Here is a 16722-nt window from a genome sequence, read left to right on the forward strand (position 1 = left end):
TCACTTACACCCCATAGTGGCATGGAGTCCGCCGTTCCTGTCGTGAGCGTTCCGCATTTATTTTGTGCTCCACTGAAACCGCCATCTCACGGGTTTTGCCGTATTCCCCATGTGAGCACATTTTTCTTTTGCGCTTTCTGTGCTAATGAAAACGTCCTTTTTGTGCTAAATGAAAATGGCCCCTCCGCTGAACTACTACGAAAAGGCCACTTAGGTACTACTGCTTTGTGTCAGGACATGATCGCAGCAATCTCACAGCGTGAAACATGGTGAAGCGGGTGTGGCATTCTTGCTCCAAGCAGGGAGGATTTGCGAATGACATACCAAAAAATCAACGTACTTACTGAGTTGCGGAAACTAGCCAAGGGCAAGCCAACAAAGACACCGGCATGGCTCATTGCAGAGCTATCAATTCCGCGTGTGCAAGCTGGTATGCGAAACCTTGAGATTGAAAAGTTGGAAAGGCTCTTTGATCTACCGGACACAAGAGATTAAGCGCCTAGCGCCTTTTGAGTATGCCCTTGATTGCCGCTATTAGCTCTTTCTCGATTACGGTTGAGCTTACGGTGTCATCCGGGCCTATGCGGAGAATTACATCCTCCCGGTATTCATTCTTTTCGTCCACGCGCCGCACAATGAGCACAAGCGGGTCACTCGGATGATCGCCTTTCTTGATGCCAGCGGAGCGGGCCTTGAATATTTCCGTTATCAGCTCAATCACGCTCTTTGCAAGAGACAAAGCACCGGCAGCCACGGCCAGATAAAGTAGTAACTCCGGGCCGCTTTCATGCTCAATGACATCCAGTTCCATGCGCTCCGGCTGCTTCCTAAGCCATGCGTCAATGATCTTGTACGCTTCTGGCGAGTGCTCCCGATGAAAACACCCGGACTCCACACGCACCTTGACTGAGACAACATCCCCACTGCCCGCTTGCCGCTGCTGAAAATCACCAACGGTATGCCGAAAGCCCGCTAACCAATGCTCATCCACCATAAGGCGCATCCTTTTTCAATCAATCCCCGTGAAGTCCTTTTCTAGCCAATCCTTCATGTCCGGCCACCAAACTCCCGTTACGTCCGGGTCATCCGCCACATAAGAGCCGTCTTGCTCAAGCACCCGTTGAGTGGGAACGTATTCGATTGGTCCCCAATACGGCGCGGCTTGGACACCTTGAGGCACCATAGGATTTTCTACGATGCTGTCTGTATTCCCGTCAATCAACTCCCTCCCAACGCGCACCCATGCGTGTTGCCATGTGTGTTGCCTCTTGCCCTTTGCGGAGAGATACGTTGCCGTGCCGGTTACGGCGAAACTGTTAAACCCGATATGCCGCAACGCAAGATTGAGCAAGCCCGCGAACTGAAGGCACATATCCGAGCGCCCGCCCACGTTTTCATCAACCAACTCGGCAACCTTGTCCAAGAGCGCGGCTCTTTTCCCCGGTGTGAGCATGGCGGACTTGTCTATCAGAGTTATAGAGGGCCGGGCGCGAGAGTCTGACTCTTTCTGCGCCCGGATTCTTGAGATGATGCCTTGAAGCGGAGGCGGTATCCGTGAGACGTACTCGTCAGCGGACACGTTTAGAGCCGGGGATATTTCACGCTTCTTGGGCATTACGCAAGGATAACGCCAAGTACCGGGCCTAATCCTGAAAGTCTTTTTGGTTCCGCGTTACACTTTCCGTAATGTCACAGCGTCAGAAAGCCAAGAAGCAACGCGGCAGAAAGGACCATTGGCTCCCGCAAGGGTACTTGCGCGGGTTTATAGCTCCGTCCCACGCTACGGATGACAAGCCGCTTTGGTGTTTCCAGCGGCACTCACAAAAATGGGAGAACGTAAGCACAAGTGAAATTGCTTTTGGAAAGGGTTTCTATGACTACGCAAGCGGGACGGATTACTCCGTAATAACGCACCCGGATTCTGTTTTTGCACGGCTAGAGCGGGAGTTTCCGCAAAGACGTGAGCAAATGGCCGCTAATCAGTTTGCGACATGGGAGCAGCACAAAGATTTTCTGTTGGAGTTTATGCAAATGATGAGGGCGCGGTCCCCGCTTGCTATGCAGCAACAGGAAGCGGAAGCCCGCCAAGTCCGCGCCTCAACCATTACAAGCATCAGCCCGGACAGGCGCTCAGTCACCGTAGATTCATTAGAGCTACGGCCATTAAATGAGCAGGGCGTGAGAAATTTCACCATCTCGCGGATGCTGCAAGATGTCCGAAACGGGATTGGGTGGGCCAAAGACTTTGATTGGTGCCTACGTTATACCGGCAACGAAAATGACCCGTATTGCACTATGGACCAACCTTCTTTTGTTGAAGGGACAACGCCGGGGCCGTCTACGCTTGCAGAGGGCGGGATGGAATTGCTCCATCACCCGGATACTGTTGTGTTCTTTCCGCTCTGTTGGCAAGCGTGTCTATTTGGTAGCCCACGGAAGTTTGATGTGTCCTATGACCAAGCGGACCCAAGGCAACTTGTTAGCTTACGGAGCACCCAAAAAGAGCGTGCTAACCGTTTTGTAATATCTCCCTTTCCGTACTAATGCGCAGGCACAAAAAGAGGCCGCCCGAACTGTGCCGGACGGCCTTATTTCAAACGGATGTGGCCCGTAGCCATTTCACCCACTCTACGAGTGCATCGAAGTTTGCCAACGCCACCAGCATGGCTAGAAACGCCAGCAATAGGCCAATTAGCGGAACTACTCGGCCCCTCATTCATCCCCGCCCAATCGAATGACAGGGCATCCGGCATGAATCATTGCAGGGCCGTTGTTTTGAAGGCAGAGAGCACGGTTGCCACCCTCCAACTTGCGGAATGTCAGCGTAATCTCTGGCGTGTCTATCTTGAAATGCTCACCCGCTGATAACTCTTCAAAGGTTGTGGTTTCGGTGCTGCTCTCGTCTGGGCTGCATTGACCGGATACCCGGCAACACGCCCAAGCGATAAGCGCCGCCAACGCACCGGCTAAGATGAGGAATGCGCTAGTGGCAACCACGCCCGTGGACTCCCCGCGAAGGACACACGCAAGCGTTGCAACCATTAGCGCACCTCCCAAAACAATTCAGCCCAAAAAGAGACTGGACGGTATGGACGGCGCAAGAAGATTGCATGAGCCTTGGGGTTGTCCGCATCCGTCCATAGGTATTTAACGGAGAATTGCGGGCCGTAAGCGTGGCGGACGTATTGGACAGCGGCTTCGGGTGTCTCCGCTTCGCAAGTGACGCGAAACTCCCCCCGGTACATGGCAGTAGAACTGAGAATCTTGGGGACGCTCATGCCAGCACCACCTTTGCGTTGGCTGCTTGAATCTCGGCGGCAACTTTCCTCCAGTGATCGCACTCAGCAAGGGCAAAGACCCGCGTGGCCGCGTTGTTGCCGGGGTGTTGGGCTACGTTATGCCAGAAATGCGCCATCTCCAAGGCATCGTCCTCATAGACGTGCAAGGCCGGTGTCTCCGGCGGATAGGGTGTATTGCAGTTGGGGCAATTCATCCGCGCACCTCCCGCAGTTCAGGCTTTAACTTGAATGCGCCACGGGCAAGCATTAGCGCCATGTAGAACGCGCCGGATGCGTCACCCGCAGCTATGCAGTCCTGCATTGCTTGAAATTCCATGCCCATCCACTTGCGGATACTCTTGTGTGTCTGTGCCATTCTGTTGTCCTTTCAGACCCGAAATATCGGGTGAGGGCACTTTATCTGGCTTTCTTGTTTTCTAGCAAACTAGAAATCTCGCATTATGGAATGGTGGTATTCTTGCGGCATGACAGAAACGCAGAATGACGAGTTGGTAGCCGTTGGGACGCGCCTCCCCAAGTCTCTAATCCGCCGTCTCAAGCTGGTAGCCCTAGACACAGACCGCTCTTTTCAGGCCGTGCTCATCGAAGCCGTGGAGACGTTTCTTGTAGGACTGGAGAAACCCGCGAAGAAGCCGGGCCGGTGATACAGTCGGACCGCCGGGTGGACCGGGGATTTTGTGCTAATTTGTGCTACGGACGCGCCTATGCTGCCTATGATGCCCATTATGCCTATTGAAAATAAAGTAACTTATAGATTCTATTGAGTAAGATTCTGTCCAATCCCAACAGTTTCACCGCCAAGGGCCTGAGAAACTCTCTCAGGCCCTTGTTGTTTTTGGACGCCCACCGAATCGCTTCCATCGGCAATCGCGGCTCATGCCGCCCTTACCCCGTGCCTTTTTACCATGGCTGTGATTTAGCATGGTAATGATCCTTTTTCGATACAATTAACCTCACTTGCACGGGGCTGCAGGTGTATATCTCCTCAACTACAAGCAGTTAACGGCCAAAAACCTTACCTAAAGGAAAACAACCGAACTCATGTGCCCACTCACCAGGAATAGTGTCCAGGAAAATGCGCAATCCGCATCCACCCCCCGGAACAGGGGTCTTTTAATCGCGCTGCTCATCGTCTTCGCGCTTGTCGGACTCTTCAAGCTGGTGAAGCAGGATACTTCCTCGAAATCTGTTCTTAAGCCGGATGATTTTTCCTTCCTTTACTTCGCGTCGCAAACATGGTTGCATGGGCATCAGCCATTTACCCGGGCGAGTGTGGCGGAAGAGAGCCTGAGGCAGCTTGGCCCGGTTGAATCCATTCCATACCAGCGCCTCGATATTTTTTATCCTCCCACCGCATTTGTTCCCGTACTGCCGTTTCTGGCCTTTCCTTTCAATACAGCCACACTGCTGATTATGTGGTTCTCGCTTGCGGCGTTTCTGTATGTCGCGTTCCTGCTTTCACGTGGCTTTCCCGCGCTTGAGCGCGCTGTGTTTATCGCATTTGTCTTCAACTTCGCGCCGCTCCACGCCGGGTTGCGGCCAAGGAACATCACGCTCCTGATGCTGATGATGATTTTTGTCCCATTCCTCAAAATGATTTTCCGGCCGGCCTCCTCCTATTGGTGGTTCATCCTCGTGGGCCTCGCCATCGGCATCAAGCCGGTCATCGGAGTTCCCTTCATGCTGCTGCTACTGGCGCTTGGTGAGTGGAAACGCTTCTGGATAGCGACGGCCACGGGAGTGGCGGCTACAATTGTGACCGTGGGATGGCTGGAGATCCATCACATTCAATGGCTCCCGGCCCTGCTGCTGAACCTGCATAACGGCCCCTCGGGAGCGGAAGCAGCGAACAACTCGAACCTGTCATTTGTTTATAACGGCGTGGCCAATTTCCGGCTTCTGAACCTGGCTCCGCTCGTGTTTCTCTTTACGAGCAGCTATTCGATTTCCTCGCTGCTTCCGCTCGTGCTCACGTTCGTGATGTTCGTAATCCTGGTGATTGCCGTGTGGAAGGCGCCCCCGCATATCAAGCAGAGTGTTCCGTTCCAATTCCTCGCGCTTGGACTTACGGGAACCATTAGCCTGCTCCCCGTTTACACGCGATTTTATGGAGCGCTTGTCCTGCTGCCGCTTTTTGCATGGCTGTGGACACAGCGCAAAGAACGTACGCTTTGGATTATTCTGCTCGTCGGCGTCGTACTCTTCTCGCTACCAGTTCCTCAATTCCCGCTTATATGGGATGGGGTCGTGGATTACCTGCATTCCGGTGGCGGCATCTCGCATCTTCTCCAGTCAATCTCCAGTTCAAGGGACTTTGGAAGAATTCATCCGCCTCTGTGGCAGGAGATTATCTCCGCTCTTCCCAACGTCTTCGTGCTCGCAATTTCCGTATTTGGCCTGAGGATATTAACCCGCTCCGCTCTCTCCAAAAGCACGGATGCAAAAGAAGGTGAAATTCCTTCTTAGAACCCGCCGCTGAGGTCGCATCGGCGGGTAGCCTAGGTCTTAGGTTGCCTAATCCACTAACGTTGGGGGCAAAACTGGCTTTCTTAAAACCTGTCCACCCGCCTGCTGGTTGTTGTTTTTTAGATCACCCCGCCGGAGCGGCGCAGCCGCACAGCTCCCGCAACGCATATCGCCGCGAACAGCAATCCCAGCCACAGTGCTGGATTCGCCAGGAAGTGCAGCGGTGTTAGCTCAGGCATCACACCAAAAGCCATGCCGCCTAAGTTGTTCACCATATCCCCTGCAGAATGCCCGGACAGCCTGTCCTGCAGCAGCGAAAATACATTGGAAGTGCCGAAGGCAATCTTCTCTACCACGCCCAAAAGCACCGGAGGAAGAACGGCCCACAAGAACGGAGCGCGTTTTGCCCATGCGGAAACCACCAGCGCGTAGCCATAAATCGGCGCGTACCAAAGCACATGAATCGTGATCAGTTGGTAGAAAACAACCAGCCAGATATGCACAATGTTTGCCGCGCTCCAGATACTCATTCCCTGCTGCCCCGCTGAAGCGTGTGCCACGGCGTGAATCAATGCAATCAGAATTTGCGTGACAATCATCAGCACCCAGGTAAAGGCCGGTAGAAGCGCTGCCGGAAGCGCCAGCTTGGCAAGCACCGTCGTCAGGTCAGAGACCGGCAGCGACTTCCAGAACAGAATGCTGCGATCCTGCCGTTCCCCATGCAGTGCGCCAACGCAATAAAACAATGCGGCCAGAAAGGAGACTCCCATAATCGCCAGCATCGATACCATGAAGACCCCATCTCCGCTGCCATGAACAGTCGTCACCGTGCCGCCCGGCGTCATCACCATATTGGTGGTCTGCCCGGCGCCATCTCCGTTTGTTGTGGTCATGTTGAACTGGATGGTTCCGCGGCTGACCCCGATAAGCACACCAAGAATTACAAACACCGCCACAACCGCCGGAGCCAGAAAAACACCGAAGTTCTCCCAAACCTCGCGCCGCACGCTCCAATAAAAGCGCCGCCACGGCGAAATTACCTGCACCGCAGACTCCTGCAAGGCAAGCGATTCATTTACGACATTCGATTGCGTGCTCATTGGCGCACTCCCTTATACGAATCTGGCGCCGCAGCGCCGCCTACAACGGCTACAAACACATCCGCAATACTAGGCGTGCGAACCTCACCCAGCGATGCCAGCTTCCGCCGGTCCACGCCATCAAACAGTAGCGTGCTGCGGCCCAGCACTTCACGCTCGTAGATGGGCTTCAACACCCGCGCCTCGGCAGCATGCTCTGCCCCAACCGAAGCCTCCACATACCGCATCTCAAACTCTTCCATGCTGGCGCTCAGCACAATCCGCCCGCCGTTCAAAAACATCACATCGGTGAGAATGTTCTGAATCTCCTCAACCTGGTGCGTGGTCACAACAATCGTGCGCTTCAGGTCAAAGTAGTCATTCAGTAGCGAGTCATAAAACTGCTTGCGATACAGCAAATCCAAGCCCAGCGTCGGCTCATCCAGCACCAGCAACTTCGCGTCAATCGCCATCACCAGTGCCAGGTGCAGTTGCGCCACCATGCCCTTGGACAGCTCCTTCACGCGACTCGTGCGCTTAATCGCCGTGCGCGCTAGAAAAGCCTCTGCCTTTGCGCGATTAAATCGAGGATGCACTCCCGCCGCATAATCCAGAGCCTGCGAAACCCGTATCCACCGCGGCAAAATCGCCACGTCGGCAATGAAGCAAACCTCGCGCATCAACTGGTCACGCTGCGTCCACGGATTCAGTCCCAGCACCTTCAGCTCACCCTCAAACGGAGCCAGCCCCAGGATCGCGTTCAGAGCCGTCGTCTTGCCTGCGCCATTCGGCCCAATCAGCCCAAGAATCCGCCCCCCATCCACCATGAGGTCAACCCCGCCCAGCGCAACCGTCGAGCCATATCTCTTGCTCAGCCCATGTGCCTCAATCAATGTCATCGTCTAACGAGCCTCCCTCTCCTCTGGATTGTTTCCATTTCCCGCTGCCGCGTTGCCTGCCGCTTTGCAGCTTGGTGAGCGCAGCAGCTCCTCCGCGCTCAGCCCCAGCCGCTGGATCATCGCGCAAACCCTCGGCCAGTCTTCCGACAGAAACCGTTCGCGCTCTCCCTGCAGCAGCACGCCGCCGGCATCGTCCTTCAAAAACATGCCGCGCCCGCGCCGCGTCTCCACCACGCCCTCATCCGCCAGTTGCTGGTATCCCTTCAGCACCGTCAGAGGATTCACGCGGTACTCCGCCGCCACCGTGCGCACCGAAGGCAGCGGGTCGCCCTCCTTCAACGCACCATCCAGAATCATCGCCACCACCCGGTCGCGAAGCTGGCGGTAAATCGGCTGACTATTGTTCCACTCAATGTCCATAGGCCTTCCAGAAACCTTCCCTTGCCTCTGCAACTGCGCTGCAACCAATTTGCAGTCCCATACGGCTCGCCGCCGCGCCCAGTTCCAACCCCACCAGCGCCAAATCCGCAACGGGCCGCGTAACCGCCCTCGATACAGACTTCGCAACCGCTCCTGCCCCGGCCTCGTTCTCCGCAGCCAGCACCTTCACCCGTTCAAAAGCCCTCTGCACGGAAAACTCCGCCGCTGACAAAGCCGAAACCGTCAACAGCACCGCCAGCAAAATACGCATTACCGATTCCATCTCCCCTCCCAGACCCAGTTCCCAGAATTGGTTCTCGTCCGAACGGAGCAAGATTTACTGTTATACATAACTAAAACACTAAAACAATGTCAAGTATTTCTGAAAAATTTCTTACCCGGCTTGTCGAGCACTCAAGCCTCTGCTTTTCTTGTTCCCTCGTTCCCTTGGCGCCTTGTTCCCTTATTCCCCATCCCATGCTCTAAACTTGAACCAGAGCCGCCATGTCTTTAATCAGCCTTTTTGGAAGCCTCAACGAACCCGAGCCGGAGCCTGAAGAGAAATCCGGCTTTTTCAACCGGATGCGCGATGCCGTCACCCGCACCCGCGAGTCGCTGGGCTCCAAAATCGAAGGCATCGTCGCCATCACCCGCACCGTGGACGAATCCGTCCTCGAAGATTTGGAAATGGCGCTGCTCTCCAGCGACCTTGGCGTGCAGACAACGACCGATATCCTCGACAACCTCCGCGACCGCGCCAAGCGCCAGGCCATCGACGGTGGCGAAGAGCTCCGCTCGCTTCTCAAGGAGCAGATTCGCGGCATCCTGGAAGCGCCCGTCAAGCCCATTCCGACCCCCACCGCGCCGCCCAAGGTCACCTTCCTGGTAGGCGTCAACGGAGCCGGCAAGACCACCACCAGCGGCAAGCTGGCCGCGTGGTCGCAATCGCAGAACCGCACCGCGCTCCTCTGCGCCGCAGATACCTTCCGCGCCGCCGCCATCGAACAGCTCGAAGTATGGGCCACCCGTTCTGGTGTGGAAATCATCAAGACGAAACAAGGCGGCGACCCCGCCGCCGTCCTCTACGACGCAGCCAGCGCAGCCAAAGCGCGCAACATTGCCGACCTCTACGTGGACACCGCTGGCCGTCTCCACACCAAAACCGGCCTAATGGACGAGCTGGACAAAATGCGCCGCACCGCCGCCCGCCTGATACCTGAAGCGCCACATGAAGTTTTGCTTGTAATGGACGCCACTACTGGGCAGAACGGCCTGCAGCAGGCCCGCCAGTTCACGCAGGCCGCGGGTGTCACCGGCATCGTCCTCACCAAGCTCGACGGCACCGCCAAAGGCGGCATCGCCGTAGCCATCGCCCGCGAGCTAAGCCTCCCCGTCCGCTTCGTAGGCGTAGGCGAGAAGATGACCGACCTGCTCGAATTCAGCCCGGAAGCCTTCGTGGACTCGCTTTTAGGCTAGCTTCTGTCACGCATTGCCGTGCCCCATCCTTGCGACTTCTTTCTGTCGCAAGGATGGGAAGCTACAAAAACCCAAACGCCAAATTTGAGCCGTAAACCCATCGCATAGTATCTTTCAGTATCCGTAAATTTCTCCGTGGAAGGAGGTATAACGTGACCGCAACCCTCACGCCCTCCCTCCACCACCACACCTGCTTCGCCATGAACACCCGATTCTCCATGGTGCTCATCGGCGTGGAGCCCTCTCAAGCCGAATCCCTCTTCCAATCCACTGAGTGGCAGCTTCATCAGCTCGAATCCCTGATGAGCCGCTTCCAGCCCGGCGGCCCGCTGACGGAAATCAACGAATACGCCGCAGAGCGTCCCGTCACCCCACCGGATGAACTCTGGCAAATCTTCCAGCTCTGCCGCCGATACTGGCAGCAGACCAACGGCGCATTCGACATCACCCTGCGCCCGCTGCAGAACCTCTGGCACAACGCCCAGAAACGCAACCTTGAGCCCACCGAAGAACAACTAGCCGGAGTCCTCCCGCAAACCGGCCTCGACAAGCTAGCCTTCAACGAAGAAGACCGCACCATCCAGTTCCGCGCCCCAAGGCTCACCCTCGATCTAGGAGCCATCGGCAAAGGTTACGCCCTCGACCAGATCGCACAAACCTTCCGCGAAGCTGGTGTACAACAAGCCTTCCTAAGCTTCGGCGAAAGCTCCATCACCGTCCTCGGCACGCATCCCCACGGCCCCTCATGGCCCATCGGCATCCCCAACATCTTCAACCCTGCCGAAACGCTGCACACCTTCAGCCTCAAAGACGCCTCGCTCTCTACTTCCGGAGCTACTCCCGCCAACCAGCATCAGACACTCACCATCCATCCAAAGACCGCGCGCCCCATCCCCGGCATGCGGACTCTATCCGTAGCCACGTCGTCCGCTACCGAAGCGGAAGTCCTATCGACAGCCCTGACCGTTACGCCAGTCGAAGATCGCGAAAGCATCCTAGCCAGTTTTCCCCTCGTCCAATCCGCCATCGAGATCGTCTACAACAACGAAACCCCAACCACACACCTAATCACAAACAGGCCCCATGGAATCTAACAACCCCGAACTCTCTCTCTCCGCCACCACGCCCCGCTCTGGCCGCCGCGAATTCCTCAAGCAGCTCGCCACCGCCGTCAGCGCCTCCGCCATTCTGACCGACCTGCCATGGTGGCAGCCGCTCTCCGCGCAGCCTTCCGGAGAAGCCCCTTCCGACCGCGTGCGCCTCGCCATCATCGGCATCGGAGACCGCGGCAATCTTCACCTCGAAGAGCTGCTCCGCACGCCGGGCGTAGAAATCGCCGCCCTCTGTGACGACTACCCGCCGCATCTGCAAAAAGCACTCGCGAAAGTCCCCAGCGCCAAGGGATATGCCAACTATCACGACGTCCTGAACGACCCCAGCATCGACGGCGTCGTGCTCGCGATCCCGCTCTATCTCCATGCGCGCCTCTGCCTCGACGCCTTCTCCGCGCACAAGCATGTCTATCTCGAAAAGACCATGGCCTACACCATCGAGGAGTGCCAGGCCATCGCCGATGCTTATCGCGGCAGCAGCAAGGTCTTCCAGATTGGCCACCAGCGCCTGTACTCGCCGGTCTTCCTTCGAGCTTATGAACTGATCCAGGCCAACGCTATCGGGCAGGTTACGCAAATCCGCGCCTACTGGCATCGCAACGGCAACTGGCGCCGTCCCGTCCCCTCACCTGACCCTGGCTATGCCCTGGAACACCGCATCAACTGGCGCATGTACCGGCCTTACTCGCTTGGGCTCATGGCGGAGCTGGCCTCGCATCACATCCAGGTTGCTAACTGGTTCCTCAACACGCATCCGCTGAGCGTTACCGGCTTTGGAGCCATCAACTACTGGAAAGATGGCCGCCAGCTCTACGACACCGTTAATGTTGTCTATCGCTATCCCAACGGCACACACCTTGTTTACGACTCGCTCATCAGCAATGCTTTCTATGGAATGGAAGTGCAAGTGATGGGGCCCAAGGGAACCATCGAGGCGGAAACCGGCAAAATCTACGCGGAAAATCCGCCGCCGGCTCCCGGCATTGTGCAGCTCATTAACCAGATCGAGCACAACCTCTTCGACACCATTCCCATTGGCGGCGCAAGCTGGGCTCCCGACCTCAAGAAAGACTCCAAGGGCACGCTGCTCTTTCCCGGCAAGCTCGCGGATGACGGCACTTCGCTGGCTCTTGCAGCCTTTGCCAGCGCCATCCGCCAGAACAAGCCCATCCCGCTCATGATGGAGCAGGCCTGCCACGCCGGAGTCGCCGTCATCATGGGTCAAACCGCCATGGAGCAGGGCCGCGAAGTCACCTGGCCGGAAGGATTCCGCATATGAGCCGCATCGCAAAAGAGATTGCTATCTTCGTCTTCTGCGCCGTCGTGGCCTTCGCCACCAACGTGTGGTCCATCGCCACCTTCCACACGCAATGGAGCGAACTGTACACGACGCTGCACATCACGCTTGCGATTGGGCTTGCCCTCTACATCGTTCTCGCAGTGCTGCGCCTGCTTGCCTTCGTCGTCTTCAGCCTGCTGGGTAGAAGGACGGCTTAATCTTTATGCCGCTGTGTGTATGCGCACAGCGGGGTGCTTTCCCAGTACTTTTGTTTTGTTTGAGTTGCGGGGGATTGCACAGGGACTGTGCAGAATCTTTATTTGTGAACTGTGGAACTGTGCAGAAGGCAGGGACAAGGGACAAGTTGGTTGTGCCTACTGTTGCGTGCATCGGGTTCTCCTTTCTTTAGAATTAGCGAGTCAGCGGAAAAACAGAACGGCCCGATTCCCTGGGAATCGGGCCGTTTTCTTGTTCATTTTTAGTGTGGCATAAATGGGGTTAAATGAGCGCAAAAGTTATCCACAGATTCGGGATTTATTTTCGTGGCAATCGCATTTTGCGGCATGCGAAAAACGGACGAACAGCAGTACAGACACCCAAGCGCTTAAATAAGACCTATTGGCCCGTATAAATAGAACCAAAAAGATCTAAAACTAAAGGACTAGAAAGGCTAAAAAGTCTCCCAAAACGCTTGACAGTTGTCTGGCCATGCAACCAGAATTTCAAGCGCGTGTGGAATCGTTTCCATTTGGTATGGAAACGATTCCATCTCCGCAAATTAAGCCATGCACGCATGCAAATTCCACAGTTTATGCGCGCAAACGGAAAGGTTTTTCATGGAGGCTGTTAATGAGAAATGTGAGAGGACCCTGGACTACCGCAATTAGTGCCAATCCAACCTCAACAACGCGGCACAACACGAACAACTTTCGTAAAGACATCTATTGGATTGTTGCCGCTTTGTCACTGCTCTTTTTCTTTTCCCCAGCCTACGCCCAGGAGTACCGCGGCACCATCACCGGACAGGTGACAGATTCATCCAAGCGTGCCATTGTCAACGCAACCATCACCGTAACCAGTCCTGAACAGACGTACAACAGTAAGACAGACAGCAGCGGCAACTTCTACATTCCCTACGTACAACCGGGAACCTACTCCATCCAGGCCGAGTCAGCCGGCTTCAAAACCGTCATCCACGCAGGCGTCATTGTGGATGTCAGCGCAAAAATCACGCAGGCGTTCTCGCTTCCAGTTGGAGACGTTGCGCAAACCATCTCCGTGGATGAAAACACGCTGGAGCTCAGCACGGCTGATGCTTCCGGCGGCACAGTCATCGACCCCGACAAAATCCAGAACCTTCCGCTCAATGGACGGCAGGTATACATGCTGCTGGGCCTTACACCCGGTGTGCGCTTTACACAGACCCAGTTCGGCCCCGGAGGCTACTCCGGCACCCGCGGCTGGGATACCTCGAATGCCTACTCCATTACCGGACAGCCCGGAACTACCAACCAGTTCCTGCTGAACGGTGCGCCGATCTCCGTACAGGGAGGCGGTCCGGCGGGCACATGGAACATCTCACCGAGCATTGATGCCGTTTCTGAGTTCAAGATTATGACCATCACCTTCGACTCGCAGTATGGGCGCGTAGGCGGCGGTGCGGTCAACATCATTCTCAAAAACGGAACGCCTCACTTTCATGGAACGCTCTATGATTTCTGGCGCAACTCGGTGCTGGATGCCAACACCTTCCAGCTCAACCAGCAGAATGAAGCCAAGCCGTTTCACAATGAACACCAGTTTGGCGGAACAGTCGGCGGCCCGTTCCTGAAGCACAATGGCTTCTTCTTCTTCAGCTACGAAGGCTACCGCCAGGTGCTTCCTGCAGGCGTTGTAACCACCGTGCCGACTGCCGACCAGTATCCCGACAGCACCGGCGCAGTGGACCTGTCGCAATATCTTGCAGGAACAAGCCGTACGGGAGGAATCTATGACCCGCTTACGACCACCTGCGTAGAGGAAGGCGACTCAGGCTGCGCGACCTACGGACGCCAGCAGTTTGCCGGAAACATTATTCCGGCAAACCGCATCAGTCCGATTGGACTTGCCATCATGAAGCAGTTTCCCGCGCCGAACCGCGCTGGATACATCAACAACTATGTCTTCAACGGCAAGGACCGCTACCACTACAACATGCCGATTGCACGCGTGGACTACAACTTCACCGACGCAACCAAGCTGTATGGCATCTTTGCATGGTGGTCTGGCCACGAATACCGGAACGGTAACGGCCTGGTTGGCCCGGCAATCATGGGCGACATCAACAACTACCGCTCCAGCCTGACGCAGGTGCTGGACCTGACGCACACGTTCAATCCGTCTCTCATCGCGGACGTTCGTGTTTCGTTTAACCGCTACTACTATGCCGATCCGAATGGAGCGGTGTCTGCGGGACTTAGCGATCTTTCCGCATCGGACCTTGGCCTGACCATGCCGCAGATACCGACGACGAACAAGAGCTATGCTCCGGAAATTGACCTTGGCGATAACATGCCTAACATCATCGGAAACCAGGTCAATCCGAATGTCTTTGAGACATACGACGTCGGGCCGTCCATCACGCAGATTCTGGGCAGGCACAGCCTGCATTATGGCGGAGAGTTTTCGCTCTACCATGATGTGCCGTCCGGCATTGGCCGTCCGAATGGCTACTTTGGCTTCGGAACGGACTTCACGCAACAGAACCCCTTCCAGCAGAACAAGGACGGCTCCATTGTTGCCAACCTGCTGCTCGGTTATCCCGACGCCGGCAGCGTGGATTACAACATCGCTCCGTATGAAACGTACAGGTACGCGGGCGGCTTTGTGCAGGATGACTGGAAGCTGCGCCACAACCTGACCATCAACGCCGGCATTCGCTGGGACGAAGAGTTTTCTCCCATCGAGCGGCATAACCGCCTGCTGGCCGGAATGTGCCTGACCTGCGTGAATCCCATTTCAAGCAGCATTCCGTCGCTTGCGCCGCTGTATGGCACAGTGCTTTATGCCAGCGGCAGCCAGCCTGCTTATCCCAACAACACCGAGCTGTGGCAGCCGAAGATTGGCGCTTCGCTTGGATTGGGAAAAACAACCGTCATCCACGGCGGCTGGGTGTTGAACAAGGCCTTCGGCATTGAACTGGGCGGCGCTTCGGCGTGGAACCAGTCAACGGGCTATAACGATTCGCCGGATGGCAACCTGCATCCGTCGAACGCGTTCAACAGCGGCAATCCTTACCCGAATGGATACATTACGCCTCCGGGTAGTTCGCAGGGCGCGCTGGCGCTGGTCGGAACCGGCTTCGGCATCGACTTGCGCGACCGAAAGATTGTTCACGTGCAGCAGTGGACCTTCGGCATTCAGCAATCGTTCCCGTTCCAGATGATTGGAGAGATTGCTTACCTCGGCTCGCACACAAACAACCTCCGCGCATCGAAGCAGTTGAACGGCATCAGCGCGGCGGACTTTGCACAGGGACATGCTGACCCGAATTACCTGGACCAGCAGGTTGCCAATCCCTTCTATGGAGTTTTGCCCACGAATGTATCGCTGGGACAGAACCCCACAATCCAGGCACGCTATCTCAAGGTTCCGTACCCGGCCTTTGACGGCAACATTTACGACTACACGTATCCGGGCGGATACAGTAACTACAACGCACTGCTGGCCAAGCTGGAAAAGCGGTTCTCCGGCACAGGAGTGCTCTCCAAGGGGCTTAGCTTCCTGACTTCGTTTACGTGGTCGAAGCTGATGTCCGCGACGGGGCTTCTCAACAACAACGGCGCAAGCCTTGTTGACGACAAACCGTACTATACCGTGGATGGTGGCGACCGTCCGTGGGATCTGGCGTTCAGCGGTCTGTGGGGGCTTCCGATTGGCAACGGTGGGGCAGTCTTTACCAATGCACACGGATTTGTCGGACAGCTCATCAATGACTGGCAGATGGAGTGGACCTTCCAGAACGATGGCGGCACACCTGTCGGCTACCCGAACGGCTACAACTACAACTGCGGAAATTACAACATCCTTCCGCAACAGAAAAGCTGGAAGAGCTACCTGAACAACTCCAACAGTAGCTGCTTCTCCACATTCGCCGAGTACACGGCAACAACGCGCTTGCCGAATACAACCGTCATTCGCAATCCGTGGGCACAGCAAACAGCTCTCGGCTTTGAAAAGAAGTTCGCCATTCGTGAGGGAACGACGCTGCAGTTCAAGGCAGAGGCGTTTAACCTTACCAACACGCCAATCTTCGGAGGCCCCAATACCGGGTCGCCCGACCAGGAATTGTCACGCAACACCAGCGTAACCAGCGACAACCAGCCTGGTTCCTGGTCAGGTTACGGAACGATTGGCTCAACGCAGCAGAACTTCCCGCGCCAGATTCAGATGTCGTTGAAGCTGCAGTTCTAGCAGGGAAAAAGCGAGCGCCGCAGGTCCTGTAACAGGGCCTGCGGCGCTCGAATTAGATACTTAAGATCTACTTTCGATGAGACAAATAAATAGGAGAGATATCACCATCAGAAGGCACGGGTGCGGGGACACTCGACTGTGATTATAAATTCATATTGGCACAGTTGTGTAATTATGCCAGCATTCTCCCGCCTGTAAATGCTCCCTCTGAAAGCAGGCAGTTTCTAATTGCCAAGTTTC

The 16722-nt window shown here is 55.9% G+C and carries 17 protein-coding genes; 9 read left to right on the forward strand and 8 right to left on the reverse strand.

Annotation, left to right across the window (positions count from 1 at the left end; all coding sequences use genetic code 11):
- Positions 1 to 315: 315 nt before the first annotated feature.
- On the forward strand, positions 316 to 495 hold the full coding sequence (locus tag AC5S3R_RS10030) for a hypothetical protein (RefSeq protein WP_494266896.1): 180 nt from the start codon (positions 316 to 318) through the stop codon (positions 493 to 495).
- 4 nt (positions 496 to 499) lie between these two features.
- On the opposite strand, the gene AC5S3R_RS10035 is transcribed toward AC5S3R_RS10030, so the two are convergent.
- Complete coding sequence (locus tag AC5S3R_RS10035; protein WP_494266897.1) at positions 500 to 994, reverse strand: hypothetical protein; 495 nt, start codon at positions 992 to 994, stop codon at positions 500 to 502.
- Between the two features lie 15 nt (positions 995 to 1009).
- On the reverse strand, positions 1010 to 1423 hold the full coding sequence (locus tag AC5S3R_RS10040; protein WP_494266898.1) for a hypothetical protein: 414 nt from the start codon (positions 1421 to 1423) through the stop codon (positions 1010 to 1012).
- Between the two features lie 263 nt (positions 1424 to 1686).
- Between AC5S3R_RS10040 and AC5S3R_RS10045 the strand changes: the two genes are divergently transcribed.
- Positions 1687 to 2544: a DUF4238 domain-containing protein gene (locus tag AC5S3R_RS10045; protein ID WP_494266899.1), complete on the forward strand. Its 858-nt coding sequence runs from the start codon at positions 1687 to 1689 to the stop codon at positions 2542 to 2544.
- 730 nt (positions 2545 to 3274) lie between these two features.
- On the opposite strand, the gene AC5S3R_RS10050 is transcribed toward AC5S3R_RS10045, so the two are convergent.
- Positions 3275 to 3493: a hypothetical protein gene (locus AC5S3R_RS10050; protein WP_494266900.1), complete on the reverse strand. Its 219-nt coding sequence runs from the start codon at positions 3491 to 3493 to the stop codon at positions 3275 to 3277.
- The gene (locus AC5S3R_RS10055; RefSeq protein WP_494266901.1) at positions 3490 to 3654 is read right to left on the reverse strand and encodes a hypothetical protein; all 165 of its coding nucleotides are present in this window, start codon (positions 3652 to 3654) and stop codon (positions 3490 to 3492) included. The genes AC5S3R_RS10050 and AC5S3R_RS10055 overlap by 4 nt, the downstream gene beginning before the upstream one ends.
- A 109-nt stretch (positions 3655 to 3763) precedes the next feature.
- Here AC5S3R_RS10055 and AC5S3R_RS10060 point away from each other — a divergent pair, with 109 nt between their 5' ends.
- Both AC5S3R_RS10060 and AC5S3R_RS10065 read left to right on the forward strand, forming a co-directional pair.
- The gene (locus tag AC5S3R_RS10060) at positions 3764 to 3943 is read left to right on the forward strand and encodes a hypothetical protein (protein ID WP_494266902.1); all 180 of its coding nucleotides are present in this window, start codon (positions 3764 to 3766) and stop codon (positions 3941 to 3943) included.
- Between the two features lie 397 nt (positions 3944 to 4340).
- The gene (locus AC5S3R_RS10065; RefSeq protein ID WP_494266903.1) at positions 4341 to 5765 is read left to right on the forward strand and encodes a glycosyltransferase family 87 protein; all 1425 of its coding nucleotides are present in this window, start codon (positions 4341 to 4343) and stop codon (positions 5763 to 5765) included.
- 119 nt (positions 5766 to 5884) lie between these two features.
- Here the strand turns inward: AC5S3R_RS10065 and AC5S3R_RS10070 are convergent, their stop codons facing one another.
- Genes AC5S3R_RS10070 through AC5S3R_RS10085 form a run of 4 tightly spaced genes read right to left on the reverse strand, consistent with a single transcriptional unit; the run spans position 5885 to position 8446 of the window.
- Entirely contained in the window at positions 5885 to 6865 is a 981-nt protein-coding gene (locus AC5S3R_RS10070; protein ID WP_494266904.1) for an ABC transporter permease, read from the reverse strand.
- Complete coding sequence (locus AC5S3R_RS10075) at positions 6862 to 7743, reverse strand: ABC transporter ATP-binding protein (RefSeq protein ID WP_494266905.1); 882 nt, start codon at positions 7741 to 7743, stop codon at positions 6862 to 6864. Before AC5S3R_RS10075 ends, AC5S3R_RS10070 begins: the two co-directional genes overlap by 4 nt.
- Before the next feature lie 3 nt (positions 7744 to 7746).
- Positions 7747 to 8163 (reverse strand): GntR family transcriptional regulator, encoded by a 417-nt coding sequence (locus AC5S3R_RS10080; RefSeq protein ID WP_494266906.1) that lies wholly within the window; start codon positions 8161 to 8163, stop codon positions 7747 to 7749.
- Complete coding sequence (locus tag AC5S3R_RS10085) at positions 8153 to 8446, reverse strand: hypothetical protein (protein ID WP_494266907.1); 294 nt, start codon at positions 8444 to 8446, stop codon at positions 8153 to 8155. The genes AC5S3R_RS10080 and AC5S3R_RS10085 overlap by 11 nt, the downstream gene beginning before the upstream one ends.
- Before the next feature lie 221 nt (positions 8447 to 8667).
- Here AC5S3R_RS10085 and ftsY point away from each other — a divergent pair, with 221 nt between their 5' ends.
- The 5 genes from ftsY (at position 8668) to AC5S3R_RS10110 (ending at position 16482) form a co-directional block, all read left to right on the forward strand.
- Positions 8668 to 9639, forward strand: a complete 972-nt coding sequence (ftsY, locus tag AC5S3R_RS10090; protein ID WP_494266908.1) for a signal recognition particle-docking protein FtsY — start codon at positions 8668 to 8670, stop codon at positions 9637 to 9639.
- Between the two features lie 152 nt (positions 9640 to 9791).
- Complete coding sequence (locus tag AC5S3R_RS10095) at positions 9792 to 10733, forward strand: FAD:protein FMN transferase (protein ID WP_494266909.1); 942 nt, start codon at positions 9792 to 9794, stop codon at positions 10731 to 10733.
- The gene (locus AC5S3R_RS10100; protein WP_494266910.1) at positions 10723 to 12030 is read left to right on the forward strand and encodes a Gfo/Idh/MocA family protein; all 1308 of its coding nucleotides are present in this window, start codon (positions 10723 to 10725) and stop codon (positions 12028 to 12030) included. The genes AC5S3R_RS10095 and AC5S3R_RS10100 overlap by 11 nt, the downstream gene beginning before the upstream one ends.
- Positions 12027 to 12248 carry a hypothetical protein gene (locus tag AC5S3R_RS10105; protein WP_494266911.1) on the forward strand — a complete coding sequence of 74 codons (222 nt, stop codon included), beginning with the start codon at positions 12027 to 12029 and terminating at the stop codon, positions 12246 to 12248. The genes AC5S3R_RS10100 and AC5S3R_RS10105 overlap by 4 nt, the downstream gene beginning before the upstream one ends.
- Positions 12249 to 12990: 742 nt before the next feature.
- The gene (locus AC5S3R_RS10110) at positions 12991 to 16482 is read left to right on the forward strand and encodes a carboxypeptidase-like regulatory domain-containing protein (RefSeq protein ID WP_494266912.1); all 3492 of its coding nucleotides are present in this window, start codon (positions 12991 to 12993) and stop codon (positions 16480 to 16482) included.
- Positions 16483 to 16722 lie beyond the last annotated feature (240 nt).

The organism is Occallatibacter sp. FHG110214_02, from assembly GCF_059115385.1.

Coding starts and splice junctions, on each gene's coding strand:
- AC5S3R_RS10030 (WP_494266896.1), top strand. CDS start 316: ATGACATACCAAAAAATCAACGTACTTACTGAGTTGCGGAAACTAGCC.
- AC5S3R_RS10035 (WP_494266897.1), bottom strand. CDS start 994: ATGGTGGATGAGCATTGGTTAGCGGGCTTTCGGCATACCGTTGGTGAT.
- AC5S3R_RS10045 (WP_494266899.1), top strand. CDS start 1,687: ATGTCACAGCGTCAGAAAGCCAAGAAGCAACGCGGCAGAAAGGACCAT.
- AC5S3R_RS10050 (WP_494266900.1), bottom strand. CDS start 3,493: ATGAATTGCCCCAACTGCAATACACCCTATCCGCCGGAGACACCGGCC.
- AC5S3R_RS10055 (WP_494266901.1), bottom strand. CDS start 3,654: ATGGCACAGACACACAAGAGTATCCGCAAGTGGATGGGCATGGAATTT.
- AC5S3R_RS10060 (WP_494266902.1), top strand. CDS start 3,764: ATGACAGAAACGCAGAATGACGAGTTGGTAGCCGTTGGGACGCGCCTC.
- AC5S3R_RS10065 (WP_494266903.1), top strand. CDS start 4,341: ATGTGCCCACTCACCAGGAATAGTGTCCAGGAAAATGCGCAATCCGCA.
- AC5S3R_RS10070 (WP_494266904.1), bottom strand. CDS start 6,865: ATGAGCACGCAATCGAATGTCGTAAATGAATCGCTTGCCTTGCAGGAG.
- AC5S3R_RS10075 (WP_494266905.1), bottom strand. CDS start 7,743: ATGACATTGATTGAGGCACATGGGCTGAGCAAGAGATATGGCTCGACG.
- AC5S3R_RS10080 (WP_494266906.1), bottom strand. CDS start 8,163: ATGGACATTGAGTGGAACAATAGTCAGCCGATTTACCGCCAGCTTCGC.
- AC5S3R_RS10085 (WP_494266907.1), bottom strand. CDS start 8,446: ATGGAATCGGTAATGCGTATTTTGCTGGCGGTGCTGTTGACGGTTTCG.
- ftsY (WP_494266908.1), top strand. CDS start 8,668: ATGTCTTTAATCAGCCTTTTTGGAAGCCTCAACGAACCCGAGCCGGAG.
- AC5S3R_RS10100 (WP_494266910.1), top strand. CDS start 10,723: ATGGAATCTAACAACCCCGAACTCTCTCTCTCCGCCACCACGCCCCGC.
- AC5S3R_RS10105 (WP_494266911.1), top strand. CDS start 12,027: ATGAGCCGCATCGCAAAAGAGATTGCTATCTTCGTCTTCTGCGCCGTC.